This is a genomic window from Cobetia sp. 1CM21F (assembly GCF_023161745.1).
GTDB classification, from domain to species: Bacteria; Pseudomonadota; Gammaproteobacteria; order Pseudomonadales; family Halomonadaceae; genus Cobetia; species Cobetia amphilecti.
In genome coordinates this window covers 1,274,592-1,296,756 of the sequence record NZ_JALNTQ010000002.1, presented here as the reverse complement: position 1 = coordinate 1,296,756, position 22,165 = coordinate 1,274,592, and the positions used below count along the sequence as shown (strand labels likewise).

Sequence of the window (22,165 nt, the reverse complement as noted above, 5' to 3'; positions counted from 1 at the left end):
GCGGCCTGTCCGCCTGACTCCCACTTCCTCCGTGGCCTTCCCGGCCGTGGACCCGTCACGAGTTGCTGCTGCACATGGCATTGTTACGACTGGAAAATCTTCAGCTGGCCTATGGCCATCACGTCTTGCTCAACGGGGCGGACCTTGTCGTCGAGCGCGGCGAGCGTCTGGCGCTCGTCGGCCGCAACGGCACCGGCAAGTCGACCCTGCTCAAGCTGATCACCGGCGAATTCCAGGCCGATGCCGGTGAGCTGTGGAAGGCACCGGGCCTCAAGATCGGCGTGCTCTCGCAGGACTTGCCGGCCGCCGAAGGACGCACCATCTTCGATATCGTCGCTGAAGGCCTGCCGAAGGCGGGCGCGCTGCTGGCGGAATATCATCACCTGATCAGCGACCCCGAGCCGGACCTCAAGCGTCTCGAGCATGTGCAGGTCGCGCTGGAAAGCGTCGATGGCTGGCAGTTCCAGCAGCGTATCGATACCGTGCTGACCCGCCTGGGCCTGCCGGAAGACACCATGATGGAAGACCTGTCCGGCGGCTGGCGCCGTCGTGTCGCACTGGCGCGTGCGCTGGTGTCCGACCCGGACCTGCTGCTGCTCGATGAGCCGACCAACCATCTGGATCTCGATACCATCGCCTGGCTGGAAGAGCAGGTAGCGGCCTTCTCCGGCGCCGTGCTGTTCATCACCCACGACAGGGCCTTCCTGAAGCGCCTCGCGACCCAGATTCTGGAGCTGGACCGTGGCCGTCTCGGGCGTTACCCGGGCGATTACGCGGCCTACCAGGCCCAGAAGCAGCACGAGATGGATGTCGAGGCCAAGGAGAACTCCGAGTTCGACAAGAAACTGGCCCAGGAAGAGACCTGGATCCGCCAGGGGGTCAAGGCGCGTCGTACCCGCAATGAAGGCCGTGTGCGTGCGCTGGAGAAGATGCGTGCCGAGCGTGGCCAGCGGCGTGAAGTGCAGGGCCGTGCGCGTATCGCCGTCGACTCCGCCGAGCGCAGCGGCAAGCGGGTCGTGGAGCTGGAGAACGTCAGCTATCGCTACGACGAGGCGCAGGAGCAGTGGGTCATCCGTGACCTGAGCGTCGAGATCCAGCGCGGCGACAAGGTCGGCCTGCTCGGGCGCAACGGCGCGGGCAAGACCACGTTGCTGCACATTCTGCTCGGTCAGCTGGAAGCCAGCGAAGGCAAGCGCATCGAAGGCACCAAGCTGCAGATCGCCTACTTCGATCAGCTGCGCAAGGGCCTCGACATGGAAGCCACCGTCTACGACAACGTGGCGCGCGGCAGCGACCGTGTCACGGTCGGCGGGCGTGACATGCACGTGATGAGCTACCTGCAGAACTTCCTGTTCACGCCGGACCGCGCGCGTCAGCCGGTTCGTTCGCTGTCAGGGGGCGAGTCCAACCGCCTGCTGCTGGCGCGTCTGTTCACCATGCCGGCCAACGTGCTGGTGCTCGATGAGCCGACCAACGACCTGGATGTCGAGACGCTGGAGCTGCTCGAGGAGCTGTTGCTCGACTTCGACGGCACCGTGCTGCTGGTTTCCCACGACCGTGCCTTCATGGACAATGTGGTCACCAACATCCTCGCCTTCGAGGGCGACGGGGTCGTCAAGCCGTATGTCGGGGGCTACAGCGACTGGATACGTCAGGGCGGGCATCTGCCGCCAGCGCCGTGGGAAGTCGAGCGTGAGCGCGAGGAAAAGCACCGTCGTGATGCCCAGGCAGAAGACGAGCGCCGCAAGCGTGAGGCCGCCCAGGCGCAGCAGGCCAACAAGAAGGTCAAGCTGCCCTACAAGTTCCAGCGCGAGCTGGACCTGATTCCGGCGACCATCGAGAAGCTGGAAGCGGAGATCGCGACGCTGGAAGCCGAGATCGCGGCACCGGAGTTCTACACCGGGGATGCCAAGGCGGTGAAGAACACGCTGGAGAAGCTCAGCCACAAGCAGCAGGTGCTGGAAGAGACGATGGAACGCTGGATGGAACTTGAGGCCATGCAGGAAGGCTGAAGCCGCAAGTGACGGTCATAAGTGACGATGCTTGATGACCGTGCCGTGCAGAAAGCCCGTCAGCTGAACACACAAGAGGGCTGCCCATGGGCAGCCCTCTTGTCGTCCCTCACATGTCATCGACGTGAGGTGTCGTCTGGCATGAGGTGTCGTCTAGCCGGCCGCCATCATTCCTCGCTGTCATCCGCGCCGACGCGCACCGCGAGCACGTCACACTGGGCACCGTGCAGGACACCCGTGGAGGTGGAGCCCAGCAGCAGCGCAAAGCCATGTCGACCATGCGAGCCGACCACGATCAGGTCCACGTCGTGTTCGGCCGCGAAGCGATGAATCTCGCTGTCCGGCATGCCGACCACCACGTACTGGTCTTCGGCGGCGATATCATGAGGGGAGGCAATCTCGCCAAGCCGTTCACGGGCGTGGGAATCCAGCTGGTCCTGGATGCTGGTCAGATCCATCGGGATATCACCGCCATAGGCAAAACCCAGCGGTTCCAGCGTATGGATGATGGAAATCTTGGCGCCGTTGCGCTTGGCGATCGGCAGTGCCCGCTCCAGCACCAGATGGGAATCCTTGGTCAGGTCGACAGCGACCAGTACATGCTTGTATTCGTTGCTCATCCTGAGGTCCTCCCGCAGAGGTTGGCCATTCGAGTGGCGTCGTGCACCTGCTTCCATGCTAGGCTTGCCGCCCCCTTAAACACAATGACTTACATCAACGTAATGGCAGTGCGTGATACGCAACACTGCGGGGCTGCATAGCCTATCCTGCGCTTTCACGCCACGTCCTGCTTGATGAAACCCTTGAATAGACAACCGTTGGATAGACGATGACGACTGCGCTGATCATCATTTTTGTCGTGCTGGCGATGCTGTCGCCGCTGACCTGGCTACGCCCCAGTAAACGCGAGACGCGCACTTCACTGGTCCGCAAGGCGGTGATCGCCGATGGCATGCGGGTGGATCTCAAGGCGCCGGCGCTTTCTGATGCGCCCAAGGGCATCGTCGGTTACCGCCGCCCCTGGCCGACCGAGCGCGATGTCACGCCCTTCATTCTGGTGCAGGATGAATGGGCCAGTGATGCCCTGCGTGAAGCAGTGCCGGGCTATCGCTGGCGCGAAGAGAGTCGCCTGGCGGATGACCCTGATGTCGCCGCGGCGCTGCTGCGCTTCACGCGCACGCTGCCGGAGGATGCCCTGATGCTGGAGTCGTCGCTCTCCGGTCTGACGCTGTGGTGGGGCGAGAGTCTGGATGTGGAGAGCTGCCACGACTGGCGGCGCGAATTCGAGGCCTTGCATGCGCTGTTGATCGACAAGGCGCCTATCTCGCACAAGCGTCGACCGCTGGTGGGCACCGAGCCGAAGATGCCGGACGCCTGACACGCGCAGCCTTCCTGCCCGCAGAAAAAAGCCCCCATCGAGTCACTCGATGGGGGCTTTTTCATGTCCCGCTTGCGTTCATGTCCTGCTGGCGCGGCCGGCCATTTCCGGTCGGCGTGTTGGCTCTGGCTCAGGCGCTCTCCGGCACCTTCTCGGAGATTTCCAGACCATTGCGCTCCATGATGCGCAGGCATTCACAGAATTGATCGACCTGCGCCTCGCTCAGGCCCTCGAGCATCTCGATGCGAGTCTGCTCGGCGATGGCATCGATCTTCTCGATCAATGGCAGCGCCTTGCGGGTCAGGAAGATGCGCTTGGTGCGGCGGTCTTCCTCACAGGCACGGCGCTCGACCAGGCCCTGTTCGGTCAGTTGGTCCAGGGTGCGAACCAGCGACGGGGCTTCGATACCGATGGAGCGAGCCAGATCACATTGGGGCTGACCATCGCCCATGCGCCACAGGTGTACCAGCGTCATCCAGCGAGTCTGGGTCAGCCCTAGTGGGGACAGTCGCTGGTCCAGAATGGCGCGCCACAGGCGCGGCAGGCGGGAAAGCTTGAGTCCGATATCTTCATGCATGGATAGGTCGTCCGCTGAGTGCAAATGTGAAGGGGCTTTTGTCATTGGCGCGCGTCCAGTATCACTAAAACCTGAATGAGACTGATTCCTGCGCGCGCCGCCCTTCACATCAGCATGCTAGGCAGTCTGGATAATTACAAGCCTGCGAACGAATTTTACGTCCAAGGTCGAGTAACTCAGCGTTCCCGCTTGCAAAGTGACTCATGATGGCGACTGTCACAAACCCGGAATCAGGTTGGTAATACGCCAGCCGGGGATGCCGGGTGGCTGGCTGATGGTGCTGTCGGCCAGGGTCGCCTGCTGCGGATCATCGCTGACCACGAAGCGCAGACTGCCGATGCGCTGTCCGTTCATCGTCTCGACATCGATGCGCCACTCGCCCTCGCTGCCCTGCGGGAAGGCCGTCTTGTGCGTCCAGGCGCGGTAGCCTTCGCTGCGCCCGCCGTTGATGTTCAGTGCGATGCGATCGACGACTTCGCCGTCATGCCGCCAGACGTGATAGACCTTCTCCGACAGGCCGCGCGGGGCGCGGATGGCCGTGAAGGCGTAGAGGCCTCGGGCGGAGAGTTGCGTAGGCGTCAGCTGCATCTCGCCACGCGGTGCGCGCGCCGCGGTATCGAAGTCCGGCGACAGGCTGCTGGCATTGATCCACAGCGTGGCGGGCGGAATCCAGGCGCGTGCCCCCCATGCGCCTACCCCGAGCATCACGCTGATGCCGATCATCGCCAGCCCGCCGACCACCCCGCGCGCGATGCGCAGGTTGGCGACGCTGGGCAGCGCGAACAGGCTCATGGCGGCACAGGCGGCCAGCAGGCTCTCACCCGTGGTCAGCTCCAGCAGCAGGGGCAGGGTGACCAGTACCACCACGAACACGCACAGGGCGTGGAAGCCGAAGTACAGCCAGCGATGGCGCTCGGCCAGCCGGTAGTAGAAGGGATCGAGAATCGACAGCAGGGTCGCGCCGCACAGCAGCAGCGTGAAGCCCGCCTGGCCGCTGGCCCAGTCGGTGGTCGCCAGGAAGAACGGCAGCGTGAAACACAGTGTCTCCTGCTGGATCAGCTGGGCCACGAAGGTCGCCAGCTTGCGGGGCAGGGCATTCTGGCCGCGATGGCGGCGCAGACGGCTCCACAGGCCTTCGGCGATCAGGATCAACCAGGCCAGCATCATGCCCAGCGCCAGCATGCCGCCCAGCCATTGCTGACGATTGACGAGGAAGAAACTGCAGATGCCGGCGGCGAAGCCGATGGGCGGCCATAGCCAGTGCCAGCGCTTGGTGCGTTCGACAAGGCCGGTCAGGCGCAGATACAGGGCGGTGAGAGTGCTGCTCATGAAAGCATGATATCGATGAGGCCTTTGAAAGCCTGCTGGCGCGCGAGGAGGTGTCGCGGCCAGCCTGCGGGTTGGGAAAGCGTTCAGGGTAACGCGGCTGCCTTGCGCGGTGTAGCGTCGATCTTTGCCTACATCGGCTGTTGATGGCGTGCGCCAGTCAACCCGGGCCAGTATACAGACGGCTCGTGACCCCCGACCTTTCGCTAATGTCCGCAGGCTTGATCTTTGCCCGTCACTGGCCCAAGCTGGCTGTATTCAAACGCTTGTATGAAGCGCTGTGATGAGAGATGACTCTCGCGCGGTGCCTCAGCCAGCGGCGAGTCCGGCGAGGCCGGTTGCCAGCGCCCTCATGGCCAACGCCAAATGGCAGTGACCCTCGAGCGCCCGGCAGCCCCTTCACCTCTTTCTCTTGTGGAGATCCGTGGATGATCTATTCAGGCAAAACGCTAACCGTCGAGGCCAATCAGGACGCCATCGCCCTGTTGACCCTCGATCTTGAAGGCGAATCGGTCAACAAGCTGGCCAGCTACGTACTCAAGGAGCTGGGAGAGGCGGTCGAGGCCATCAAGGCGACGGCCGATCTCAAGGGGCTGGTCATCCGCTCCGCCAAGGAAGCGTTCGTGGTCGGTGCCGACATCACCGAGTTCCATCAGATGTTCGAGAAGGATGAAGCCTTCCTCATCGACATGAACATGAACATCCATGGCATCTTCAATGCCATCGAGGACCTGCCGTTCCCCACCGTCACTGCCATCAATGGGCTGGCGCTGGGCGGTGGCTGCGAGATCACCCTGACCACCGATTTCCGGGTCATGGCCGACAGCGCCAAGATCGGCCTGCCGGAAACCAAGCTCGGCATCATCCCCGGCTGGGCGGGCTGTGTACGCCTGCCGCGTCTGATCGGGGCGGACAACGCCATCGAGTGGATCTGTGGTGGCACCGAGAACCGTGCCGACAAGGCGCTGGCAGTGGGCGCCGTCGATGCCGTCCTGCCGGTGGCCGAGCTGGACGCGGCGGCACTCGATATTCTGGCGCGTGCCAACGCCGGTGAGCTGGACTATCAGGCGCGTCGCCTCGAGAAGACCTCGCCGCTCAAGCTCAATGCCATCGAGCAGATGATGGCCTTCGAGACCGCCAAGGGCTTCGTGGCCGGCAAGGCCGGTCCGCACTATCCGGCGCCGGTGGAGGCCATCAAGGTCATCCAGAAGGGGGCGGGGGAATCGCGTGAGCGTGCCCAGGCCATCGAGGCCAAGACCTTCGCCAGGATGGCGCTGACCGACGTGGCCTTCAATCTGGTCGGCCTGTTCATGAACGATCAGGTGGTCAAGAAGAAGGCCAAGGGCTACGAGAAGCAGGCCAGCGAGATCAAGCAGGCCGCCGTGCTGGGGGCCGGCATCATGGGCGGCGGCATCGCCTATCAGAGCGCCAGCAAGGGCACGCCGATCCTGATGAAGGACATCAACGGCGAGGCCATCGAACTGGGCCTCAAGGAGGCTCGCAAGCTGTTCGGCAAGGGCGTCGAGCGCGGCAAGCTGACCACCGAGAAGATGGCGCAGGGCCTGTCCAACATTCGCCCGACGCTGTCCTACGGTGACTTCGGCAATGTGGACCTGGTCGTCGAGGCGGTGGTCGAGAATCCCAAGGTCAAGGCCTCTGTACTGGCCGAGCTCGAGGACAACGTCGCCGAGGACGCCATCCTGACCTCCAACACCTCGACCATCTCCATCACGCGGCTGGCCGAGTCGCTCAAGCGTCCCGAGAACTTCTGCGGCATGCACTTCTTCAATCCGGTGCACCGCATGCCGCTGGTCGAGGTCATCCGTGGCGAGAAGTCCAGCGATGCGGCCATCGCCGCGACCGTCGCCTATGCCCGCCAGATGGGCAAGACGCCGATCGTCGTCAACGACTGCCCGGGCTTCCTGGTCAACCGCGTGCTGTTCCCCTATTTCGGTGGCTTCAGCCTGCTGGTCGAGAAGGGCGCCGACTATCAGCGCGTCGACAAGGTGATGGAGAAGTTCGGCTGGCCGATGGGTCCGGCCTACCTGCTGGATGTGGTCGGCATGGATACCGCGGTGCACGCCAATGCCGTGATGGCGGAAGGCTTCCCGGACCGCATGGCGCGAGACGGCAAGACCGCCATTCAGGTGATGTACGACAACAAGCGCCTCGGCCAGAAGAACGATCTGGGCTTCTACCGCTACGAGGAAGACCGCAAGGGCAAGCCGAAGAAGCTGGCGGATGATGAAGCTCAGGCACTGGTGGCCCAGGTCGTCAGCGAGACGCGCGAGTTCTCCGATGAAGACATCATCGCGCGCATGATGGTGCCGCTGTGCATGGAAACCATCCGCTGCCTGGAAGACGACATCGTCGGCAGCCCGGCCGAGGCCGACATGGCCTTGATCTACGGCATCGGTTTCCCGCCGTTCCGTGGTGGCGCGCTGCGCTATGTCGATGCCATGGGCGTGGCCGAGTTCGTCGCGCTGGCCGACAGCCTGGCCGATGAGCTGGGGCCGCTGTATCGCCCGACCGAGGCGCTGCGCGAGCGCGCCAAGCGTGGCGAAGCCTTCTACTCCTGAGCCTTTGATGGCTGAGCGCCCGAGTGGCCGCCAGCACTATCCGACCAGAATTTTCGGCCCTCGCGACAGCGAGGGCCATGAGGGAGCCAGACAATGAATCTGAATCCGAGAGATGTGGTAATCGTCGATGGCGTGCGTACCGCCATGGCCAAGGCCAAGAACGGCGCCTTCCGACACGTGCGCGCCGAGAATCTGTCCGCCGCGGTGATGCAGGCGCTGTTCGATCGCAATCCCGGCCTGGTGCCGGCCGAGGTCGACGACATCATCTGGGGCTGCGTCAACCAGACCCTGGAGCAGTCCATGAACATCGCGCGCAATGCCGCCATCATGACCGGCATTCCGCGCACTGTGCCGGCGCAGACGGTCAACCGCCTGTGTGGTTCCTCGATGAGCGCCCTGCATATCGCCACCGCCAACATCAAGGCCGGCATGGGTGACTTCTATATCATCGGCGGTGTCGAGCACATGGAGCACGTGCCGATGGCACACGGGGTCGACGTCAACCCGGCGGCCAGCAAGCATGCGGCCAAGGCGGCGATGATGATGGGCCTGACCGCGGAACTGCTCGGCAAGATGCATGGCGTGAGTCGTGAGCAGCAGGATGAGTTCGGCGTGCGCTCTCACCAGCGTGCCCAGGCCGCCGCCGATGAAGGTCGCTTCGATGACGAGATCATCGGCGTCGAGGGCCATGATGCCGAGGGGCGTCGCGTGATGGTGACTCGCGATGAGGTCATCCGTGGCGATGCCAGCATGGAATCCATGGGCAACCTCAAGCCGGTGTTCGATCCCAAGGGCGGCAGCGTGACGGCGGGCACCTCTTCCGCGCTGTCGGTGGGCGCCTCGGGCATGGCGGTGATGAGTGCCGAGCGCGCCGAAGCGCTGGGCCTCAAGCCCATCGCTCGTGTGCTGTCCACTGGCGTGGCAGGCTGTGACGCCTCCATCATGGGCTACGGGCCGGTGCCGGCCTCCAAGCAGGCGCTCAAGGCGGCAGGTCTGACCATCGAGGACATCCAGACCGTCGAACTGAATGAGGCCTTCGCGGCGCAGTCGATTCCGGTACTCAAGGACCTTGGCCTGCTGGAGCGTGTCGATACGGCGGTCAACCTCAACGGCGGCGCCATCGCGCTGGGCCACCCGCTGGGTTGCTCCGGTTCGCGTATCTGCACCACGTTGCTCAACGTCATGAAGCAGCAGAACACGCGCCTGGGCCTGGCGACCATGTGCATCGGCATGGGCCAGGGCGTCGCGACCGTGTTCGAGCGTCTCGACTGAGCGTCAGCGCCTTCGGTCAGCGTCTTCGACAAGCGATCAGGCCTCGCCTGATACCTCAAGCGGCATGTCTTCGGACATGCCGCTTTTTCGTCGGCAGGCTTTTGTCTGGAAACGAGAGGGGCGGCGCAGTATCGTGGCAATGGGCGATCGAGCGTCACGTCGCCCCGGGCTTGATGATTGAGGTTAAGCGAGGGAGTCGCATCGATGGACTGGAATCATGTCGAGCAGGATCTGCCGCGCGCCACGCCGCCCAGACCCTTGCCACACCCCCTGACCTTCCGGTTGCCGGCGGGCAGTATAGATTGTCACCTTCACCTGTTTGGTGACCCGGTGCGTTACCCATTGGCGGCGGACAGAACCTATGACCCGGCCCCCGTGGGGCTCAATGAAGCACTCGAGATGCATCATGCACTGGGCGCCAGCCACGGCGTGCTGATACAGCCCAGTGTCTATGGCTATGACAATCGCCTGCTGTGCGACAGCCTGCAGAGCTGTCGTGAGCGTGGGCTGGATTACCGTGGCGTGGCGGTTGTCACCCCCGACATCAGTGATGCCGAGCTTGAGCGGCTCTCCGAGCTGGGTGTCTGTGGCGTTCGCCTCAACCTGATCTTCGCCGGCGGGTTGCGCTGGCGTGATGTGGTGCTGCTGGCGGATCGCCTGGCACGCTTCAAGTGGCATCTGGAATGCCTGATCGATGTCTCGACCTTCCGTGACATGGAAGCGCGCCTCGGCAGCTTGCCGGTGCCGGTGGTGATCGACCACATGGGCCATCTGGCGGCCACGCGTGGCCCTGAATGCCCCGGCTTTGCCGCGCTGTGTCGACTGCTCAAGCAGGGGCGCACCTGGGTCAAGCTGTCGGCGCCTTACCGGCTGACCACGCGCGGACGCTTGCCTTACTCCGATGTCACGGCGCTGGTGCGGGCGCTGGTGGCGGCCAATCCGGAGCGCGTCGTGTGGGGCAGTGACTGGCCGCATCCCTATATCGGCGTCGAGATGCCGGAAGAGGACACCCTGGCCGAGCTGATGCAGCGCTGGTTGCCGGAGCGCGAGATGCGCGAGAAGATCTTCCGCGACAATCCGCGCAAGCTTTATGGCTACAAGGCGTTCGTGAAGTCCAAGGCGGATGCGGCGCACTGAGCGAAGAGTTGCCACGCTTGCAGGGCGCAATTGAGTGGCGCGGCATCACTTGTATAAGCCGCATAAGCCGAATGACAAGACGCCCCCATCAGCCTGCTGGTGGGGGCGTCTTGATGATTGGCGAAGAAAGACAAGAGGGGAGCAGGGGGAAAGACAAGCGAGGAGGCCCGCAGCGTCTAGCGGGTCTGGAAGGCCACGCGCGTGCCATGGGCCAGCAGGCTGGCATTGTCGATCGGCGTCGTGGGCAGGCCGATCATCTCATCCTGTACTTCCGCCCAGGTCTGCACGCCGTGGGTCAGCCCCAGCGGCAACAGCAGGCGACTGATCCACTGGGTGCCGGTGAAACTCAGGGACTGGCCGTTGTCATCGACCAGACGACTGATGCCAGCGGCGTGGTGCAGGCGAACCACATGAAGCCCCTGATCCAGCGTCTGCACTTCCACTGTCAGGGTATTGCCCTCGGCGAGCCACAGCCGCAGGGTCTCGACGTCGACGGCTTCGCCAAGCGTGCTGGAGGAAGTATGCATGCGTTCTCCCGGGTGTCTGAATCACACCACCTTGTAGGCGTGAGGCAGCTCGGCCAGTGGGCCGCGTCCGCCGGCGAGCGTCAGGGCGAGATCGACCATCCCGTCCCAGATGGGCAGCGTCATCCCGCCCTTGATCGCCATGTCGAGTCGCTGCGAGAACAGCAGCAGCTTGTGCAGGCGCTTGTGGGGCAGACGGTTGAGCGCCTGTTGATAGAAGGGGCGACGCTTGTCGAAGATCATCGGCTTCTGCGCCTTGCAGGCATGCTCGAAGCTCTGGCCTTGATCGAGGTGCTGGCGCAGCGAGAGCAGGGTGCGCAGCTCGCGGGTCAGCGCCCACAGGATCACCGGCGGCTCGACGCCTTCTCCCCGCAGCCCGAGCACGATGCGGCCACTGCGCTCGACTTCCCCCTTCAGACACGCATCGGCCAGCGTGAAGACATCATAACGGGCATTGTCCTCGACGCCCTGGACGATGGCATTGCCATCCAGGCGTGCGCCCGGCGGGTGCAGCAGCGCCAGCTTCTGCAGCTCCTGATCCGCGGCCAGCAGATTGCCCTCGATGCGCTCGGCCAGCAGGCGAGCGGCGTCCTGATTCAGCTCGAGGCCGTGACGACGGGCGCGGTCGCGAATCCAGAAGCCGAGGCGGGAATGGTCCACCGGCCACACCGCGATGAAGACGCCGACCTTCTCCAATGCCTTGAACCACGCCGTCTGCTGCACCTTGCGATCGAGACGCGCCGCGGTGATCAGCAGGATGTCGCCATCCTTCTCGATGCGCTCGGCGTAGGCCTTGAGGACCTTGCTGCCTTCCTGGCCGGCACTCTGGGTGCCCATGCGCAGCTCGATCAGCTTGCGCGAGGCGAACAGTGACATGCTGGCGGCAGACTCGGTCAAACGGCCCCACTGAAAGCCGTTCTCGACATGCAGTACCTCGCGCTCCTCGACACCGGCAGCGCGTGCCGCACGCCGGATGGCGTCGCAGCTTTCCTGGTGAATCAGCGGCTCATCACCGGCCACGATATAGACGGGAGACAGGCGCTTGTTGAGCTGCTCGTCGAGCTTGTCGGGATAGACCTTCATGAATGTCCTTCGATACTGCGCGGGTCTGGTGGGCAAGTGCGCCTAAAGGCTCGGGCGGCCAGTCACGAGCAGGGTGCTAGCCCCGGCGTGATGGTGGCCCTGAACAGGCACGGCCCCATGATGATCGGTTGCCCGATATCGTGGAGCCGTGCCTGGCGAACGTTGCGATTTCCAATCTCTACCAATCTCTACCAATTGCTGCCAGCTTCCTTCCACTTCTCCCGGCTTCGCCTGTCGTCAATCGGCTTGTCGTCAATCGTCTGGCCTTTCAGCACTCATGGATCACGACTCATGACTTACGAACGGGGCGCCTCACTGCGGGAGCGTGGAGCTCAGGGCTTGATCGCGCGCAGGCGCTCAAGCAACTGACGGCTCAGATCACGATTGACTTCCCTGGCCGCACGCTCACGCAGGTCATCGGTGTTGAGCAGGTCGTCATCGTTGGTGTAGTAGAAGCTGCTAGCCTGCAGCTCCTGCTGGTTGGCCAGGTAGGCCCCATCGGACTTGCGCTGCAGCGAGTAGGTCAGGCGATAGGTCAGCTCACGCTTGATGCTGCCGGCATCGCCGTAGGTGATCTGCTGCACGTTCTCACGGACCTTGCCCAGGTTGAGGGTCAGCGGGGCGCTGTCGCTCAACTGGACGTCGGCGCGCTCGAGGGCGTCTCGCAGGGCGTCGTGGGTCTTGGTGATCGGTGCCTGGACGTCCAGCTCGGTGATGGCCATCGGCGCATCGTTCACGCCGCGCAGCTGGAAGCCGCAGCCGCTCAGTGTCAGCGCCAGGCCGACGCCGAGGGCGGCCAGCACACGACGGCGGCCAAGGCCGCGGGATGCATGCTCTGATGTGTCTGCTGAAACACTGGAAGACTTCGCTTGCGTCACCGTGACCTCCTGTCATGAACGAGTGTCATGAATATCTTGCGAGAGCGCTGCGTGGGGCCTGTCAGCATCACGCAGCGCACGGAATATGGCCGTCAGAGACCGACATCCTTCCAGCTGCCTGTCGGGCTCTGACGGGACCGGCGACCCGGGCCGCCGGTATCTTGCTCGATCTGGTCGGGTCGCTATCAGTTGGCGACGATATTGACCAGCTTGCCCGGCACCACGATCACCTTGCGCACCGTCTTGCCATCGGTGTGCTTGGTGACATTGGCATCTGCCAGCGCCGCGGCTTCGATGGCGTCGCGATCGGCATCGGCGGCGAAGGACAGACGCGCACGCAGCTTGCCGTTGACCTGCACGACCAGCTCGATGCTGTCCTTCTTCATCGCCTCGGCATCGGCGGCCGGCCAGCTGGCGTCGATCACGGCTTCGTCGTGGCCCAGTGTCGCCCACAGCGAGTGGCTGGCATGCGGGATGATCGGCGACAGCAGCAGCACGCAGGCCTCGACGGCTTCACGGCTGACGGCCAGGCCCTGCTCGGAGGTGTCCTCGAAGCGGCTGATGGCGTTGACCAGCTCCATCACGGCCGCGATGGCGGTGTTGAAGGTGGTGCGGCGGCCGATGTCGTCGCTGCACTTGGCGATGGTCTCGTGTGTCTTGCGACGCAGCGCCTTCTGATCATCGTTCAGGGCAGTCACGTCCAGCGCGCCCGGAGTGCCGGCGGCGACATGCTCGTGGACCAGACGCCAGACGCGCTTGACGAAGCGGTGTGCGCCCTCGACACCGGAATCGGACCATTCCAGCGACTGCTCAGGCGGCGCGGCGAACATCATGAACAGGCGCACGGTGTCGGCGCCGAAGCGGTCGATCATCGACTGCGGGTCCACACCGTTGTTCTTGGACTTGGACATCTTCTCGGTGCCACCGATTTCCACCGGCAGACCATCGGACTTCAGCACGGCCTTGATGGCGCGGCCCTTGTCGTCGGTCTCGACGTCCACGTCCAGCGGGTTGAACCAGTCACGGCCACCCTTGGCGTTGATGCGGTAGTAGGTATCGGCGACCACCATGCCCTGGGTCAGCAGCTGCTTGAACGGCTCGTCACTGTCGACCAGGCCGAAGTCACGCATCAGCTTGTGGAAGAAGCGCGAGTAGAGCAGGTGCAGGATGGCGTGCTCGATGCCGCCGATGTAGTAATCGACCGGCAGCCAGTAGTTGGCGCGCTCGTCCAGCATGGCATCCTGGTTGTCCGCGCAGCAGAAGCGCGCGTAGTACCAGGAGGACTCCATGAAGGTGTCGAAGGTGTCGGTCTCGCGCTGCCAGCCATCGCCCAGGTCACTGAAGGACGGCATCTTCTTGATCGGCGAACCGCCGGAAGCGTCGAATTCGACTTCCAGCGGCAGAGCGACCGGCAGTTCGTCGTCGGTCAGCGGGATGGATTCACCGTTCGGGCCATTCTTGACCGGAATCGGCGCGCCCCAGTAGCGCTGACGGGAGACGCCCCAGTCGCGCAGACGGAAGTTGGTCTTGACCTCACCACGGCCCTGCTCGACCAGGCGCGCGGCGATGGCATCGAAGGCGCTCTCGAAGTCGAGGCCATCGAAGTCGCCGGAGTTGATCAGCACACCGTGCTCGGTGAAGGCGGCTTCGCTGACGTCAGGCGCATTGCCGTCGGCATCGGCGATCACGGCTTCGATCGGCAGGTCGTACTTGGTGGCGAATTCGTGGTCACGCTCGTCGTGGGCCGGCACGGCCATCACGGCACCGGTGCCGTATTCCATCAGCACGAAGTTGGCGACGAAGACCGGCACTTCACGGCCGGTCAGCGGGTGGATGGCCTTGAAGCCGGTGTCCATGCCGCGTTTTTCCATGGTCGCCATGTCGGCTTCGCTGGTGCCGCCACGCGCGCACTCGGCGTTGAACTCGGCCAGCTCCGCATTGTGCTCCGCCGCGGCCTTGGCCAGCGGGTGAGCGGCGGCGACGCCGACGTAGGTCACGCCCATCAGGGTGTCCGGACGGGTGGTGAAGACGGTCAGGGATTCCTGCACCTGGCTGGCCTTGGCATCGAGGCCGAAGCTCAGCTCGACACCGCGTGACTTGCCGATCCAGTTGCGTTGCATGGTCTTGACCTGCTCCGGCCACTCGACCTTGTCGAGGTCGGCCAGCAGCTCTTCGGCGTAATCGGTGATGCGCAGGAACCACTGCGGGATTTCCTTGCGCTCGATCAGCGCGCCGGAACGCCAGCCACGGCCGTCGATGACCTGCTCATTGGCGAGCACGGTCTGGTCCGCCGGGTCCCAGTTGACGATGGAACTCTTCTTGTAGACGACACCCTTCTCGACCAGCTTGGCGAAGAACCACTGCTCCCAGCGATAGTATTCCAGGTCGCAGGTGGCGAACTCACGGCTCCAGTCGTAGGCGAAGCCCAGCGCCTTGAGCTGATCGCGCATGTAGGCGATGTTCTCGTGGGTCCACTTGCCCGGCGCGACGTTGTTCTTCATCGCGGCGTTTTCCGCCGGCAGGCCGAAGGCGTCCCAGCCCATCGGCTGCATGACGTTCTTGCCCTGCATGCGCTGGAAGCGCGAGATCACGTCACCGATGGTGTAGTTGCGCACGTGACCCATGTGCAGCTTGCCGCTGGGGTAGGGGAACATCGACAGGCAGTAGAACTTCTCGCGGTTGGCATCTTCCACCGCCTTGAAACACTGATTTTTCTCCCAGTACTGCTGGGCAGCCTGTTCGATCTGATCGGGAGCGTACTGTTGAGAAGTATCCTGTGAATCCATCGGGTCCGTCACTACCTTGGCATTGGCCGCTACCCGTCACCAGGGACAGGCAGGGCGTGAAGAGGTGGGCGGTCACATCCGGGATGGGCCGCCGCTGTCTGCGATGGGGTCAAGTCTACCCCAGACGCCAGGACTCAGGTAGGGGAGGCGAGTGCTGTGGCGCCAGGCGAATGCGCTTCATGCTGGCAGTGTCACGCGCTTGATGCGTGTCAGGGAGTGGAAGCGTGTGGCTTGTGTCGCAACGCCAACGCCACCATGCTGAAGGTAGAGCGCCATGCCCTCCCGCAGTACGGGAGAAGGTGAAGACACAAGGAGAGTCCATGAGCCAACCACGTGAACCCCGCGATCCCCATGAGCCGATCAGCGCCACGGATCGTGATACGGCTGCCACGTCCTCGCATGACAGTGGCTTTGAAGATACGCCGATGCCCTCGCGCTCAGCCTCCAGTCAGCCGCAGGGCGAAGGTGAAGGGCGTCTCGGCGATGCCTATGGGCGAATCCTGTCGCGGCTGGAAGACAGCAGCGGTGAGCTGTCGTGGGATGGCCTCAAGGCCGAGCTGGATGAAGCGGTCAAGTTCGAGGCCGAGGTCGAGGAATTCACGCTCGACGAGCTGGCGCTGCTGCGTGCCTGGGTCGAGCGTGACATGCGTGAATTCCGCCGCCATCTGGCGACCGGTGGAGAAGGGATCGCCAGCTGGCTGGGGATCGACCTCTCGGTGCTGTCGCGCAGTGTCAGTTCCGCGCTGATGTCGATCGCGGACCGCACCGTGGTGGACCGCGCCCACTTCGAGGAAGACCTCGAGGCCGCGCGCGCCGACTACACCAGCGGCGAGGTCATCGCGCCGGGGCTATTGCATTGCGTGCACTGTGAGTCGACCACCACACTCACGCGCCCCAGCGTGCTGGAACCCTGCCATGCCTGTGGACATCGTTTCTTCTCGCGTGGCGCGCCGCCCGTCACTCGTCAGCCTCCCGCGGCCGATGAGAGTGATCAGGGCTGATGGCGACACCGTCAGACTGGTTCGCCCCGGCGCATGCCACCTGGAGCGCCGGTCAGCGCCACAAGGCGTTGCAACAGCTGATCGATCACTTCAATCAGCGCCCGCGTCCACGTGAGGCGGGCCTCTTCAAGCAGATCTCCTATTATCTGTTTCTGCTCGCGGATTATCGCTCGGCCAGCCAGATTCTGGCCCAGGGGCATGTGGAGTGTCCTGCCGATGAAGAGATCGCGCTTAATCAGGTGGTGTGTCTGTCGCGCGCCAATGATGCCGCCGGCTCGCTGGCGGCCGGTGAGGCATTGGCCGCACGAGGCTGTCTCAATCCGGTGCTGTTCGACTCGCTGGCCAGCAGTGCGGCCAGACTCAAGCGCCATGACGAGGCACGCGAGCATGGCAGTCGCGCCTTGGCGCTCAAGGACGAGCAGCATGGGGGCCTGGCGTTGGCGAAGGGCTGGCGACTGCCCGCTGAATCCCCCTCGGCAGTCGCCGCCGGCAAGACGCGCGTGCTGTCCTTTGGCCTCTGGGGCAAGGGGCCGCGCTACTTGAACGGCATGCTGCATAACCTGCTGTTGGCGCCGGTGCTGTATCCGGGGTGGCGGGTTCGGCTCTATCACGATGACAGCGTGCCCGATGATTTCCTGGCTCTGGCGCGGGAACTGGACGCCGAGCTGATCGAGCGTCCCTCCAGTGACACCCTGAGACAGCGGCTGTGTTGGCGCTTCGCGGTCGCCGATGACCCGACGGTGGGCTACTTCGTGGTTCGCGACTGCGACAGCGTCATCAGCCTGCGCGAAGTGCGTGCGGTGCAGATGTGGCTGGCGTCCGGGCGCTTCTTCCATGTCATGCGTGACTGGTGGAGTCATACCGATCTGGTGCTGGCGGGGCTGTGGGGCGGGGTGGCCGGAGTCCTGCCGCCACTCGAGACATTGCTGGCCCAGTGGCAGCCACAGCATGTCGAGACGCCGAATATCGATCAGTGGTTCATGAAGGAATGCGTGTGGCGCTACCTGCGCGAAAGCCTGGTCAGCCACGACCGGTGTTACTCGCTGCTGATCAAGGGTCGCGACAGCCTGAAGTTCCCGGACGACGTGTTGGGAGAAGCGCCTGGTGGCACTGCGCATGTCGGCAGTGACGAGTGGACGCGCGATCGCGCCTTCCAGCTCCGCCAGCTGGGGCCATGGCTCAAGGAGGCCAGCTGGATGCGTGACAGCGAGGTCTGAGCGCAATCCTGCGATAAGCGTCTGCTGAGCGGGTTATATAGACACACGAAGGGCTGCCCATGGGCAGCCCTTCGTGTGTCTTGCCAGCAGTCCTTCGCTTGTCTTGCCAGCAGTGCTGTCGGGGCTAGCGACCCACCAGCCAGCCGATCCATTCGTGCAGTGCCCAGCGTGACTGGGTCAGCGCGGAGCTGTTGGGGATCCAGGCATCGATGCCCAGTCCGGACACCGTGGTGTAGCCCACCGGCGCCGGAATGATGGTACGGAAGCCCTGGTTCTGGAAATTGCGCATCGCGCGCGGCATGTGCCAGGCGCTGGTCACCAGCACGATCTTGTTGATGTCGTCCTGCTCGAGCATCTCGCGCGTGAAGAGCGCATTCTGCTGGGTGTTCTCGCTGCGGTTCTCCAGCCAGCGCGCCGGGTAGTCGAATTCATCGATCAGCGAGCGCTGCATCAGCTCGGCGAGGGTGCCGTCATCGGAGGACGATACCTTGCCACCGGTGAGCAGAATCGGCAGCTCCGCGTTGCGGGCCACGCGGACGCCTTCGTCCAGGCGGCTGAGCGTCTCGCCGTTGATGCGATCGCGGCCCTGCAGCTCCGGGGCGTCGTAGTAGCGTCCGCCGGAAAGCACCACCACGGCCTGCGCCTGGATCCACTCTGCCGGCTCACTGGGCTGAATGCGCTCCAGCCCTGACATCAGGCGCGTGGAGACGACAGGCGAGGACAGCAGCCACATGCCCAGAATGGCCACGACCATCATGGCGCGTGCCAGGCCCGGCCAGCGCTTGAGCACGAGCATGGCCAGAAACAGCAGCAGGAGAGGCCCGCCGGGCGGCAATACCAGGTCCTTGATGATGCCGAGTAACTCGGTGATGCCCATTGTGGTCTCGCTTGTGCAGAGGCAGTGCCGGGCATCGGCCCGGCAACGGGTAAGGTTGAGCGTTCAAGCGTCTGAGGCCCTGGGGACTCACACGTTCTGGCCCTCAGGCGTCCTGCGGGCGTTGACGGCGCGCCTTGAGGCATTCGTTGATGCCCAGCACAAGGCCCGGCGCCAGCAGCAGCGCGATCAGGATCCACACCGGCAGCAGGCCGTAGTGCATCCAGGGCGTCATGCCCAGTTGCAGGCGGATATCGCCAGTGACGGTAGCCTCCTCGAACTGGGGTGCCTGGGCGATGATCTCCCCCTGCGGCGAGATGATCGCCGTCACGCCATTACTGGTGGCACGCAGCAGATAGCGGCCGTTTTCCAGCGCGCGCAGCTGAGCCATCTGCAGGTGCTGCAGCGGGCCGATGGAGTGACCGAACCAGGTGTCATTGGAGACGGTCAGCAGCACGGTAGAGCTCAAGGCGCGCTGGCGGACCAGCTCCGGATAGACGATCTCATAGCAGATCGCCACGCCGATACGCAGACCGCTGACCATCAGTGGCGGCTGCTGGCTGTCGCCTGACTGCATGCTCGACATCGGCAGGTCCAGGAAGCCGATGATGCCCCGCAACCAGCTTTCCAGCGGCACATACTCGCCGAAGGGCACCAGGTGCTCCTTGCGATACTGGGACGACGGGTCATCGATGGGAATCACGCTGTTGTAGAAGCGATTGTCGGCGTCACGCTCGACGATCCCGGTGATCAGACCGGTCTTGGGCGGCAGAGTTGCCTGGATGCGCTCGAGGAAGGGCTCGGCCTGATCGCGCAGCATCGGCAGTGCCGTCTCCGGCCAGACGATCAGGTCGGCATCGTCCTGCACGGCGCGCGTCATCGCGGCGTAGGTATTGGCCGCACGACGCTGCCCTTCGGCACTCCACTTGATCAACTGCGGCAGGTTGCCTTGCAGCAGGGCGACGCGTGCCGGCTGGCCGCCGGACTGCGTCCAGCTGGTCGGCAGCAGCAGACCCGCGCTCCACAGCACGAGTAGCGGCGCGATCGCCCACCAGCGGCGACGCAGCGCCAGATTCCACAGCAACGCCCCGGACAGCGCGATGATCAGCGAGATACCGTAGACGCCAAGCACCGGCACCCAGCTGGCCAGCGGCGAGCCTACGGCGCTGTTGCCCAGCAGCAGCCACGGGAAGCCGGTGAAGGCCCAGGTGCGGAACAGCTCGCTGAGCACGAATACCGCAGCAAATGACAGTACATCGAGCTTGCGTGAGCAGAAGCGCTGCCACAGGCCCATCCACAGCATCGGGAACAGCGCCATGCAGGCCACGAACAGCATCGTCAGCAGCACCGCCAGCGGCATGCCGGTATAGCCATAATCATGGATCGAGACGTAGACCCAGCTGGCTCCGCTGCCGAACAGGCCGACCCCGAACCACCAGGCGCGCAGTAAGCCACCGCCTTCCATGCGCAGCGCCCCGTAGAGCAGGCCTGCGCCGATCGGGCCCAGCCACCACTGCTCGAAGGGGGCAAAGCTCAGGGTGACCAGTACCCCGGCAATGATCGCCAGTACATTGGCCAGCAACGAGGCGCCCGGGAAGCTCCTCGCGCGGGGGGAATCTGACATGCCGCTCTCCTTGTAAAATGCCAGACACATCGGCGGATGTGTCTGGCATTGTCCTCTATCGGGTCAGCCTGTGATCAGGCCATGAATCACTCGCCGCTGATATGCGCACGATGCTCGGCCGAGGGCGGCGCGTCACCGGTGGCATCTTCCAGACGACATACCTGTACCTGACGAATGCGACGATTGTCCGCATTGAGCACCGTGAAACGCCAGCCGGCGAAATCGGTGGATTCCTGACGGCGCGGCATGTGACCGAAGCGCTGAATCATCAGACCGCCGATGGTGTCGAATTCTTCATCGGAGAAGTCGGTATCGAAGTGCTCATTGAAGTCATCGATGGTGGTCAGCGCGCTGACGGCGAATTGGCCATCGCCCAGCTCGCGGATGTCCTCATCCTCATCGGTGTCGTGCTCATCCTCGATATCCCCGACGATCTGCTCGAGGATATCCTCGATGGTGACAAGGCCTGCCGTGCCGCCGTACTCGTCGATGACCACCGCCATGTGATTGCGGGTCTCGCGGAATTCCTTGAGCAGGCTGTTGAGGCGCTTGGATTCGGGGATGAACATCGCCGGACGGATCGCTTCGCGCAGATCGAAGCGCTTGCGCTCGCTGTCATTTTGCAGAATCAGCGGCAGCAGGTCCTTGGCCAGCAGGATGCCGAGCACCTCGTCGAGGTTCTCGTCGATGACGGGATAGCGGGAGTGAGCCGATTCGAGAATCAGCGGCAGGTACTCCTCCGGGCGCTGATCGACCTGAATGGCCTGCACCTGGGAGCGGGGGATCATCACCTCGCGCACCTGCTGGTCGCTGATTTCCAGCGCGCCTTCGATGATGGCGATGGCGTCCTGATCGAGGTTGAGGCGTGGGCCTACCTCAGCCAGAAACTGGAGCAGCTCGCTACGGGAGCTGGGTTCGTCGGTGTCGCTTGAGAAGGCGCCGAACAGCTTATCGAGCCAGGTTTTCGATTGGCTTCCCGATCGGTCTTCGCTCATGCGTTAGTTTCTCTTTTCCTCGGTGGCGATACCCCATCGTCGTGGTGGTATCGGGGCAGCCGAGTGACCCGGGGACAAGCCCCGAGTCACCCGACGGCGGGTGCTGCCGATGCGCAGGGGCGCCGGCATCAGTGATTCTCTTCCCGGTAGGGGTCGGCGATGCCGAGCCCTGCCAGCACATGACGCTCGAGCGCTTCCATGCGTTCGGCTTCATCGTCCTCGATATGGTCATAGCCGAGCAAGTGCAAGGTGCCATGAACCAGCATGTGGGCGAAATGATTTTCCAGCGACTTGCCCTGTTCCCGCGCTTCGCGGGCGACGACATGCACGCTGATGATCAGGTCGCCCAGAAAGCGCTGCTCATCAAGAGCTTGTTCATCAAGAGCCTGCTCAGCCGCGGTCTCGGTGGCCGCAGAGCCGAGGGCAGAAGACGCGGCGCCAGAAGTCGAGGCATCAGAGACGTCTGCCTCGTCAGCTTCGCTCATGGCGTCTGACGCCAGCATGACATCGTCGCTGTTGTGACCGTCGAGACCTTCCTCTTCGCCGGCGTCCAGATCGCCCTCCGGCATGCCCGCAAGCGGCAGGCTGTCGTCATCGCCTTCCTCGGCGAAGCGCGCAGCCAGTTCCGGCGGCAGGGCGAAGTCGTCCAGATCCAGCGGCTCATGCGGGAAGGACAGCACGTTGGTCGGGGAGTCCTTGCCGCGATAATCGCGGTTGAGGCCCTGACTCTCGGCTTCTTCCACCAGACGCACGGTCAGCTCGTACGGCGCCGCGGTGGCGCTGGCATCGCGCTCCAGCGCACCATCTTCCGCGGCGGCCAGCAGCGCAGCCGCCACCCAGGCTTCCAGCTGATGGCTGGCCGGCAGCGGCTGGCCATCGAATTCACTCTCGCCGATGGCCAG

18 protein-coding genes are annotated in these 22,165 nt (G+C 64.0%); 7 read left to right on the top strand and 11 right to left on the bottom strand.

The genetic code is table 11. The annotated features are described in order from the left end of the window. The first annotated feature begins 74 nt into the window (after positions 1-74). Entirely contained in the window at positions 75-2,012 is a 1,938-nt protein-coding gene (locus tag MSG32_RS11245) for an ATP-binding cassette domain-containing protein (RefSeq protein ID WP_107335478.1), read from the top strand. Positions 2,013-2,179: 167 nt separating this feature from the next. Here the strand turns inward: MSG32_RS11245 and MSG32_RS11240 are convergent, their stop codons facing one another. Next, positions 2,180-2,632 (bottom strand): universal stress protein, encoded by a 453-nt coding sequence (locus MSG32_RS11240; protein WP_043335309.1) that lies wholly within the window; start codon positions 2,630-2,632, stop codon positions 2,180-2,182. Between the two features lie 209 nt (positions 2,633-2,841). Between MSG32_RS11240 and MSG32_RS11235 the strand changes: the two genes are divergently transcribed. Continuing rightward, entirely contained in the window at positions 2,842-3,390 is a 549-nt protein-coding gene (locus MSG32_RS11235) for a hypothetical protein (protein ID WP_054555152.1), read from the top strand. Between the two features lie 130 nt (positions 3,391-3,520). On the opposite strand, the gene slyA is transcribed toward MSG32_RS11235, so the two are convergent. Further along, the gene (gene slyA, locus MSG32_RS11230; RefSeq protein ID WP_248379639.1) at positions 3,521-3,967 is read right to left on the bottom strand and encodes a transcriptional regulator SlyA; all 447 of its coding nucleotides are present in this window, start codon (positions 3,965-3,967) and stop codon (positions 3,521-3,523) included. Positions 3,968-4,183: 216 nt separating this feature from the next. Beyond that, positions 4,184-5,296 (bottom strand): DUF5924 family protein, encoded by a 1,113-nt coding sequence (locus MSG32_RS11225; RefSeq protein WP_248379633.1) that lies wholly within the window; start codon positions 5,294-5,296, stop codon positions 4,184-4,186. A gap of 425 nt (positions 5,297-5,721) precedes the next feature. On the opposite strand from MSG32_RS11225, the gene fadB reads away from it, so the two are divergent. The 3 genes from fadB (at position 5,722) to MSG32_RS11210 (ending at position 10,281) form a co-directional block, all read left to right on the top strand. Next, entirely contained in the window at positions 5,722-7,872 is a 2,151-nt protein-coding gene (gene fadB, locus MSG32_RS11220) for a fatty acid oxidation complex subunit alpha FadB (protein WP_153635130.1), read from the top strand. Between the two features lie 93 nt (positions 7,873-7,965). Then, a complete protein-coding gene (fadA, locus tag MSG32_RS11215) occupies positions 7,966-9,144 on the top strand; it encodes an acetyl-CoA C-acyltransferase FadA (protein ID WP_043335293.1) in 1,179 nt (392 codons plus the stop codon). Between the two features lie 204 nt (positions 9,145-9,348). After that, on the top strand, positions 9,349-10,281 hold the full coding sequence (locus MSG32_RS11210; protein ID WP_107335475.1) for an amidohydrolase family protein: 933 nt from the start codon (positions 9,349-9,351) through the stop codon (positions 10,279-10,281). Positions 10,282-10,457: 176 nt separating this feature from the next. Here the strand turns inward: MSG32_RS11210 and MSG32_RS11205 are convergent, their stop codons facing one another. The 4 genes from MSG32_RS11205 to leuS all read right to left on the bottom strand — a co-directional run bounded on the left by MSG32_RS11205 (position 10,458) and on the right by leuS (position 15,552). After that, positions 10,458-10,808 (bottom strand): hypothetical protein, encoded by a 351-nt coding sequence (locus MSG32_RS11205; RefSeq protein ID WP_248379630.1) that lies wholly within the window; start codon positions 10,806-10,808, stop codon positions 10,458-10,460. A 21-nt stretch (positions 10,809-10,829) separates the two neighbouring features. After that, on the bottom strand, positions 10,830-11,888 hold the full coding sequence (gene holA, locus MSG32_RS11200; protein WP_043335288.1) for a DNA polymerase III subunit delta: 1,059 nt from the start codon (positions 11,886-11,888) through the stop codon (positions 10,830-10,832). Positions 11,889-12,220: 332 nt separating this feature from the next. Beyond that, a complete protein-coding gene (gene lptE, locus MSG32_RS11195; RefSeq protein ID WP_225347566.1) occupies positions 12,221-12,766 on the bottom strand; it encodes an LPS assembly lipoprotein LptE in 546 nt (181 codons plus the stop codon). A 185-nt stretch (positions 12,767-12,951) separates the two neighbouring features. After that, a complete protein-coding gene (gene leuS, locus MSG32_RS11190; RefSeq protein ID WP_248379627.1) occupies positions 12,952-15,552 on the bottom strand; it encodes a leucine--tRNA ligase in 2,601 nt (866 codons plus the stop codon). Positions 15,553-15,872: 320 nt separating this feature from the next. Between leuS and MSG32_RS11185 the strand changes: the two genes are divergently transcribed. Continuing rightward, entirely contained in the window at positions 15,873-16,553 is a 681-nt protein-coding gene (locus MSG32_RS11185; RefSeq protein ID WP_348983975.1) for a zinc ribbon-containing protein, read from the top strand. Continuing rightward, positions 16,553-17,770: a hypothetical protein gene (locus MSG32_RS11180; RefSeq protein WP_248379624.1), complete on the top strand. Its 1,218-nt coding sequence runs from the start codon at positions 16,553-16,555 to the stop codon at positions 17,768-17,770. The genes MSG32_RS11185 and MSG32_RS11180 overlap by 1 nt, the downstream gene beginning before the upstream one ends. A gap of 124 nt (positions 17,771-17,894) precedes the next feature. Here the strand turns inward: MSG32_RS11180 and MSG32_RS11175 are convergent, their stop codons facing one another. The 4 genes from MSG32_RS11175 to ybeY all read right to left on the bottom strand — a co-directional run bounded on the left by MSG32_RS11175 (position 17,895) and on the right by ybeY (position 22,084). Further along, complete coding sequence (locus MSG32_RS11175; RefSeq protein WP_043335281.1) at positions 17,895-18,647, bottom strand: YdcF family protein; 753 nt, start codon at positions 18,645-18,647, stop codon at positions 17,895-17,897. A 103-nt stretch (positions 18,648-18,750) separates the two neighbouring features. After that, positions 18,751-20,268: an apolipoprotein N-acyltransferase gene (lnt, locus tag MSG32_RS11170; RefSeq protein WP_248379621.1), complete on the bottom strand. Its 1,518-nt coding sequence runs from the start codon at positions 20,266-20,268 to the stop codon at positions 18,751-18,753. A gap of 86 nt (positions 20,269-20,354) precedes the next feature. Continuing rightward, on the bottom strand, positions 20,355-21,263 hold the full coding sequence (locus MSG32_RS11165) for a transporter associated domain-containing protein (RefSeq protein ID WP_052384764.1): 909 nt from the start codon (positions 21,261-21,263) through the stop codon (positions 20,355-20,357). 128 nt (positions 21,264-21,391) lie between these two features. After that, positions 21,392-22,084 carry an rRNA maturation RNase YbeY gene (gene ybeY / locus MSG32_RS11160; protein ID WP_282460357.1) on the bottom strand — a complete coding sequence of 231 codons (693 nt, stop codon included), beginning with the start codon at positions 22,082-22,084 and terminating at the stop codon, positions 21,392-21,394. Positions 22,085-22,165 lie beyond the last annotated feature (81 nt).

What these genes read in the sequence shown, in the direction of transcription:
- MSG32_RS11245 (WP_107335478.1), top strand. Translation starts at nt 75, where the DNA reads ATGGCATTGTTACGACTGGAAAATCTTCAGCTGGCCTATGGCCATCAC.
- MSG32_RS11240 (WP_043335309.1), bottom strand. Translation starts at nt 2,632, where the DNA reads ATGAGCAACGAATACAAGCATGTACTGGTCGCTGTCGACCTGACCAAG.
- MSG32_RS11235 (WP_054555152.1), top strand. Translation starts at nt 2,842, where the DNA reads ATGACGACTGCGCTGATCATCATTTTTGTCGTGCTGGCGATGCTGTCG.
- slyA (WP_248379639.1), bottom strand. Translation starts at nt 3,967, where the DNA reads ATGCATGAAGATATCGGACTCAAGCTTTCCCGCCTGCCGCGCCTGTGG.
- MSG32_RS11225 (WP_248379633.1), bottom strand. Translation starts at nt 5,296, where the DNA reads ATGAGCAGCACTCTCACCGCCCTGTATCTGCGCCTGACCGGCCTTGTC.
- fadB (WP_153635130.1), top strand. Translation starts at nt 5,722, where the DNA reads ATGATCTATTCAGGCAAAACGCTAACCGTCGAGGCCAATCAGGACGCC.
- fadA (WP_043335293.1), top strand. Translation starts at nt 7,966, where the DNA reads ATGAATCTGAATCCGAGAGATGTGGTAATCGTCGATGGCGTGCGTACC.
- MSG32_RS11210 (WP_107335475.1), top strand. Translation starts at nt 9,349, where the DNA reads ATGGACTGGAATCATGTCGAGCAGGATCTGCCGCGCGCCACGCCGCCC.
- MSG32_RS11205 (WP_248379630.1), bottom strand. Translation starts at nt 10,808, where the DNA reads ATGCATACTTCCTCCAGCACGCTTGGCGAAGCCGTCGACGTCGAGACC.
- holA (WP_043335288.1), bottom strand. Translation starts at nt 11,888, where the DNA reads ATGAAGGTCTATCCCGACAAGCTCGACGAGCAGCTCAACAAGCGCCTG.
- leuS (WP_248379627.1), bottom strand. Translation starts at nt 15,552, where the DNA reads ATGGATTCACAGGATACTTCTCAACAGTACGCTCCCGATCAGATCGAA.
- MSG32_RS11185 (WP_348983975.1), top strand. Translation starts at nt 15,873, where the DNA reads ATGAGCCAACCACGTGAACCCCGCGATCCCCATGAGCCGATCAGCGCC.
- MSG32_RS11180 (WP_248379624.1), top strand. Translation starts at nt 16,553, where the DNA reads ATGGCGACACCGTCAGACTGGTTCGCCCCGGCGCATGCCACCTGGAGC.
- MSG32_RS11175 (WP_043335281.1), bottom strand. Translation starts at nt 18,647, where the DNA reads ATGGGCATCACCGAGTTACTCGGCATCATCAAGGACCTGGTATTGCCG.
- lnt (WP_248379621.1), bottom strand. Translation starts at nt 20,268, where the DNA reads ATGTCAGATTCCCCCCGCGCGAGGAGCTTCCCGGGCGCCTCGTTGCTG.
- MSG32_RS11165 (WP_052384764.1), bottom strand. Translation starts at nt 21,263, where the DNA reads ATGAGCGAAGACCGATCGGGAAGCCAATCGAAAACCTGGCTCGATAAG.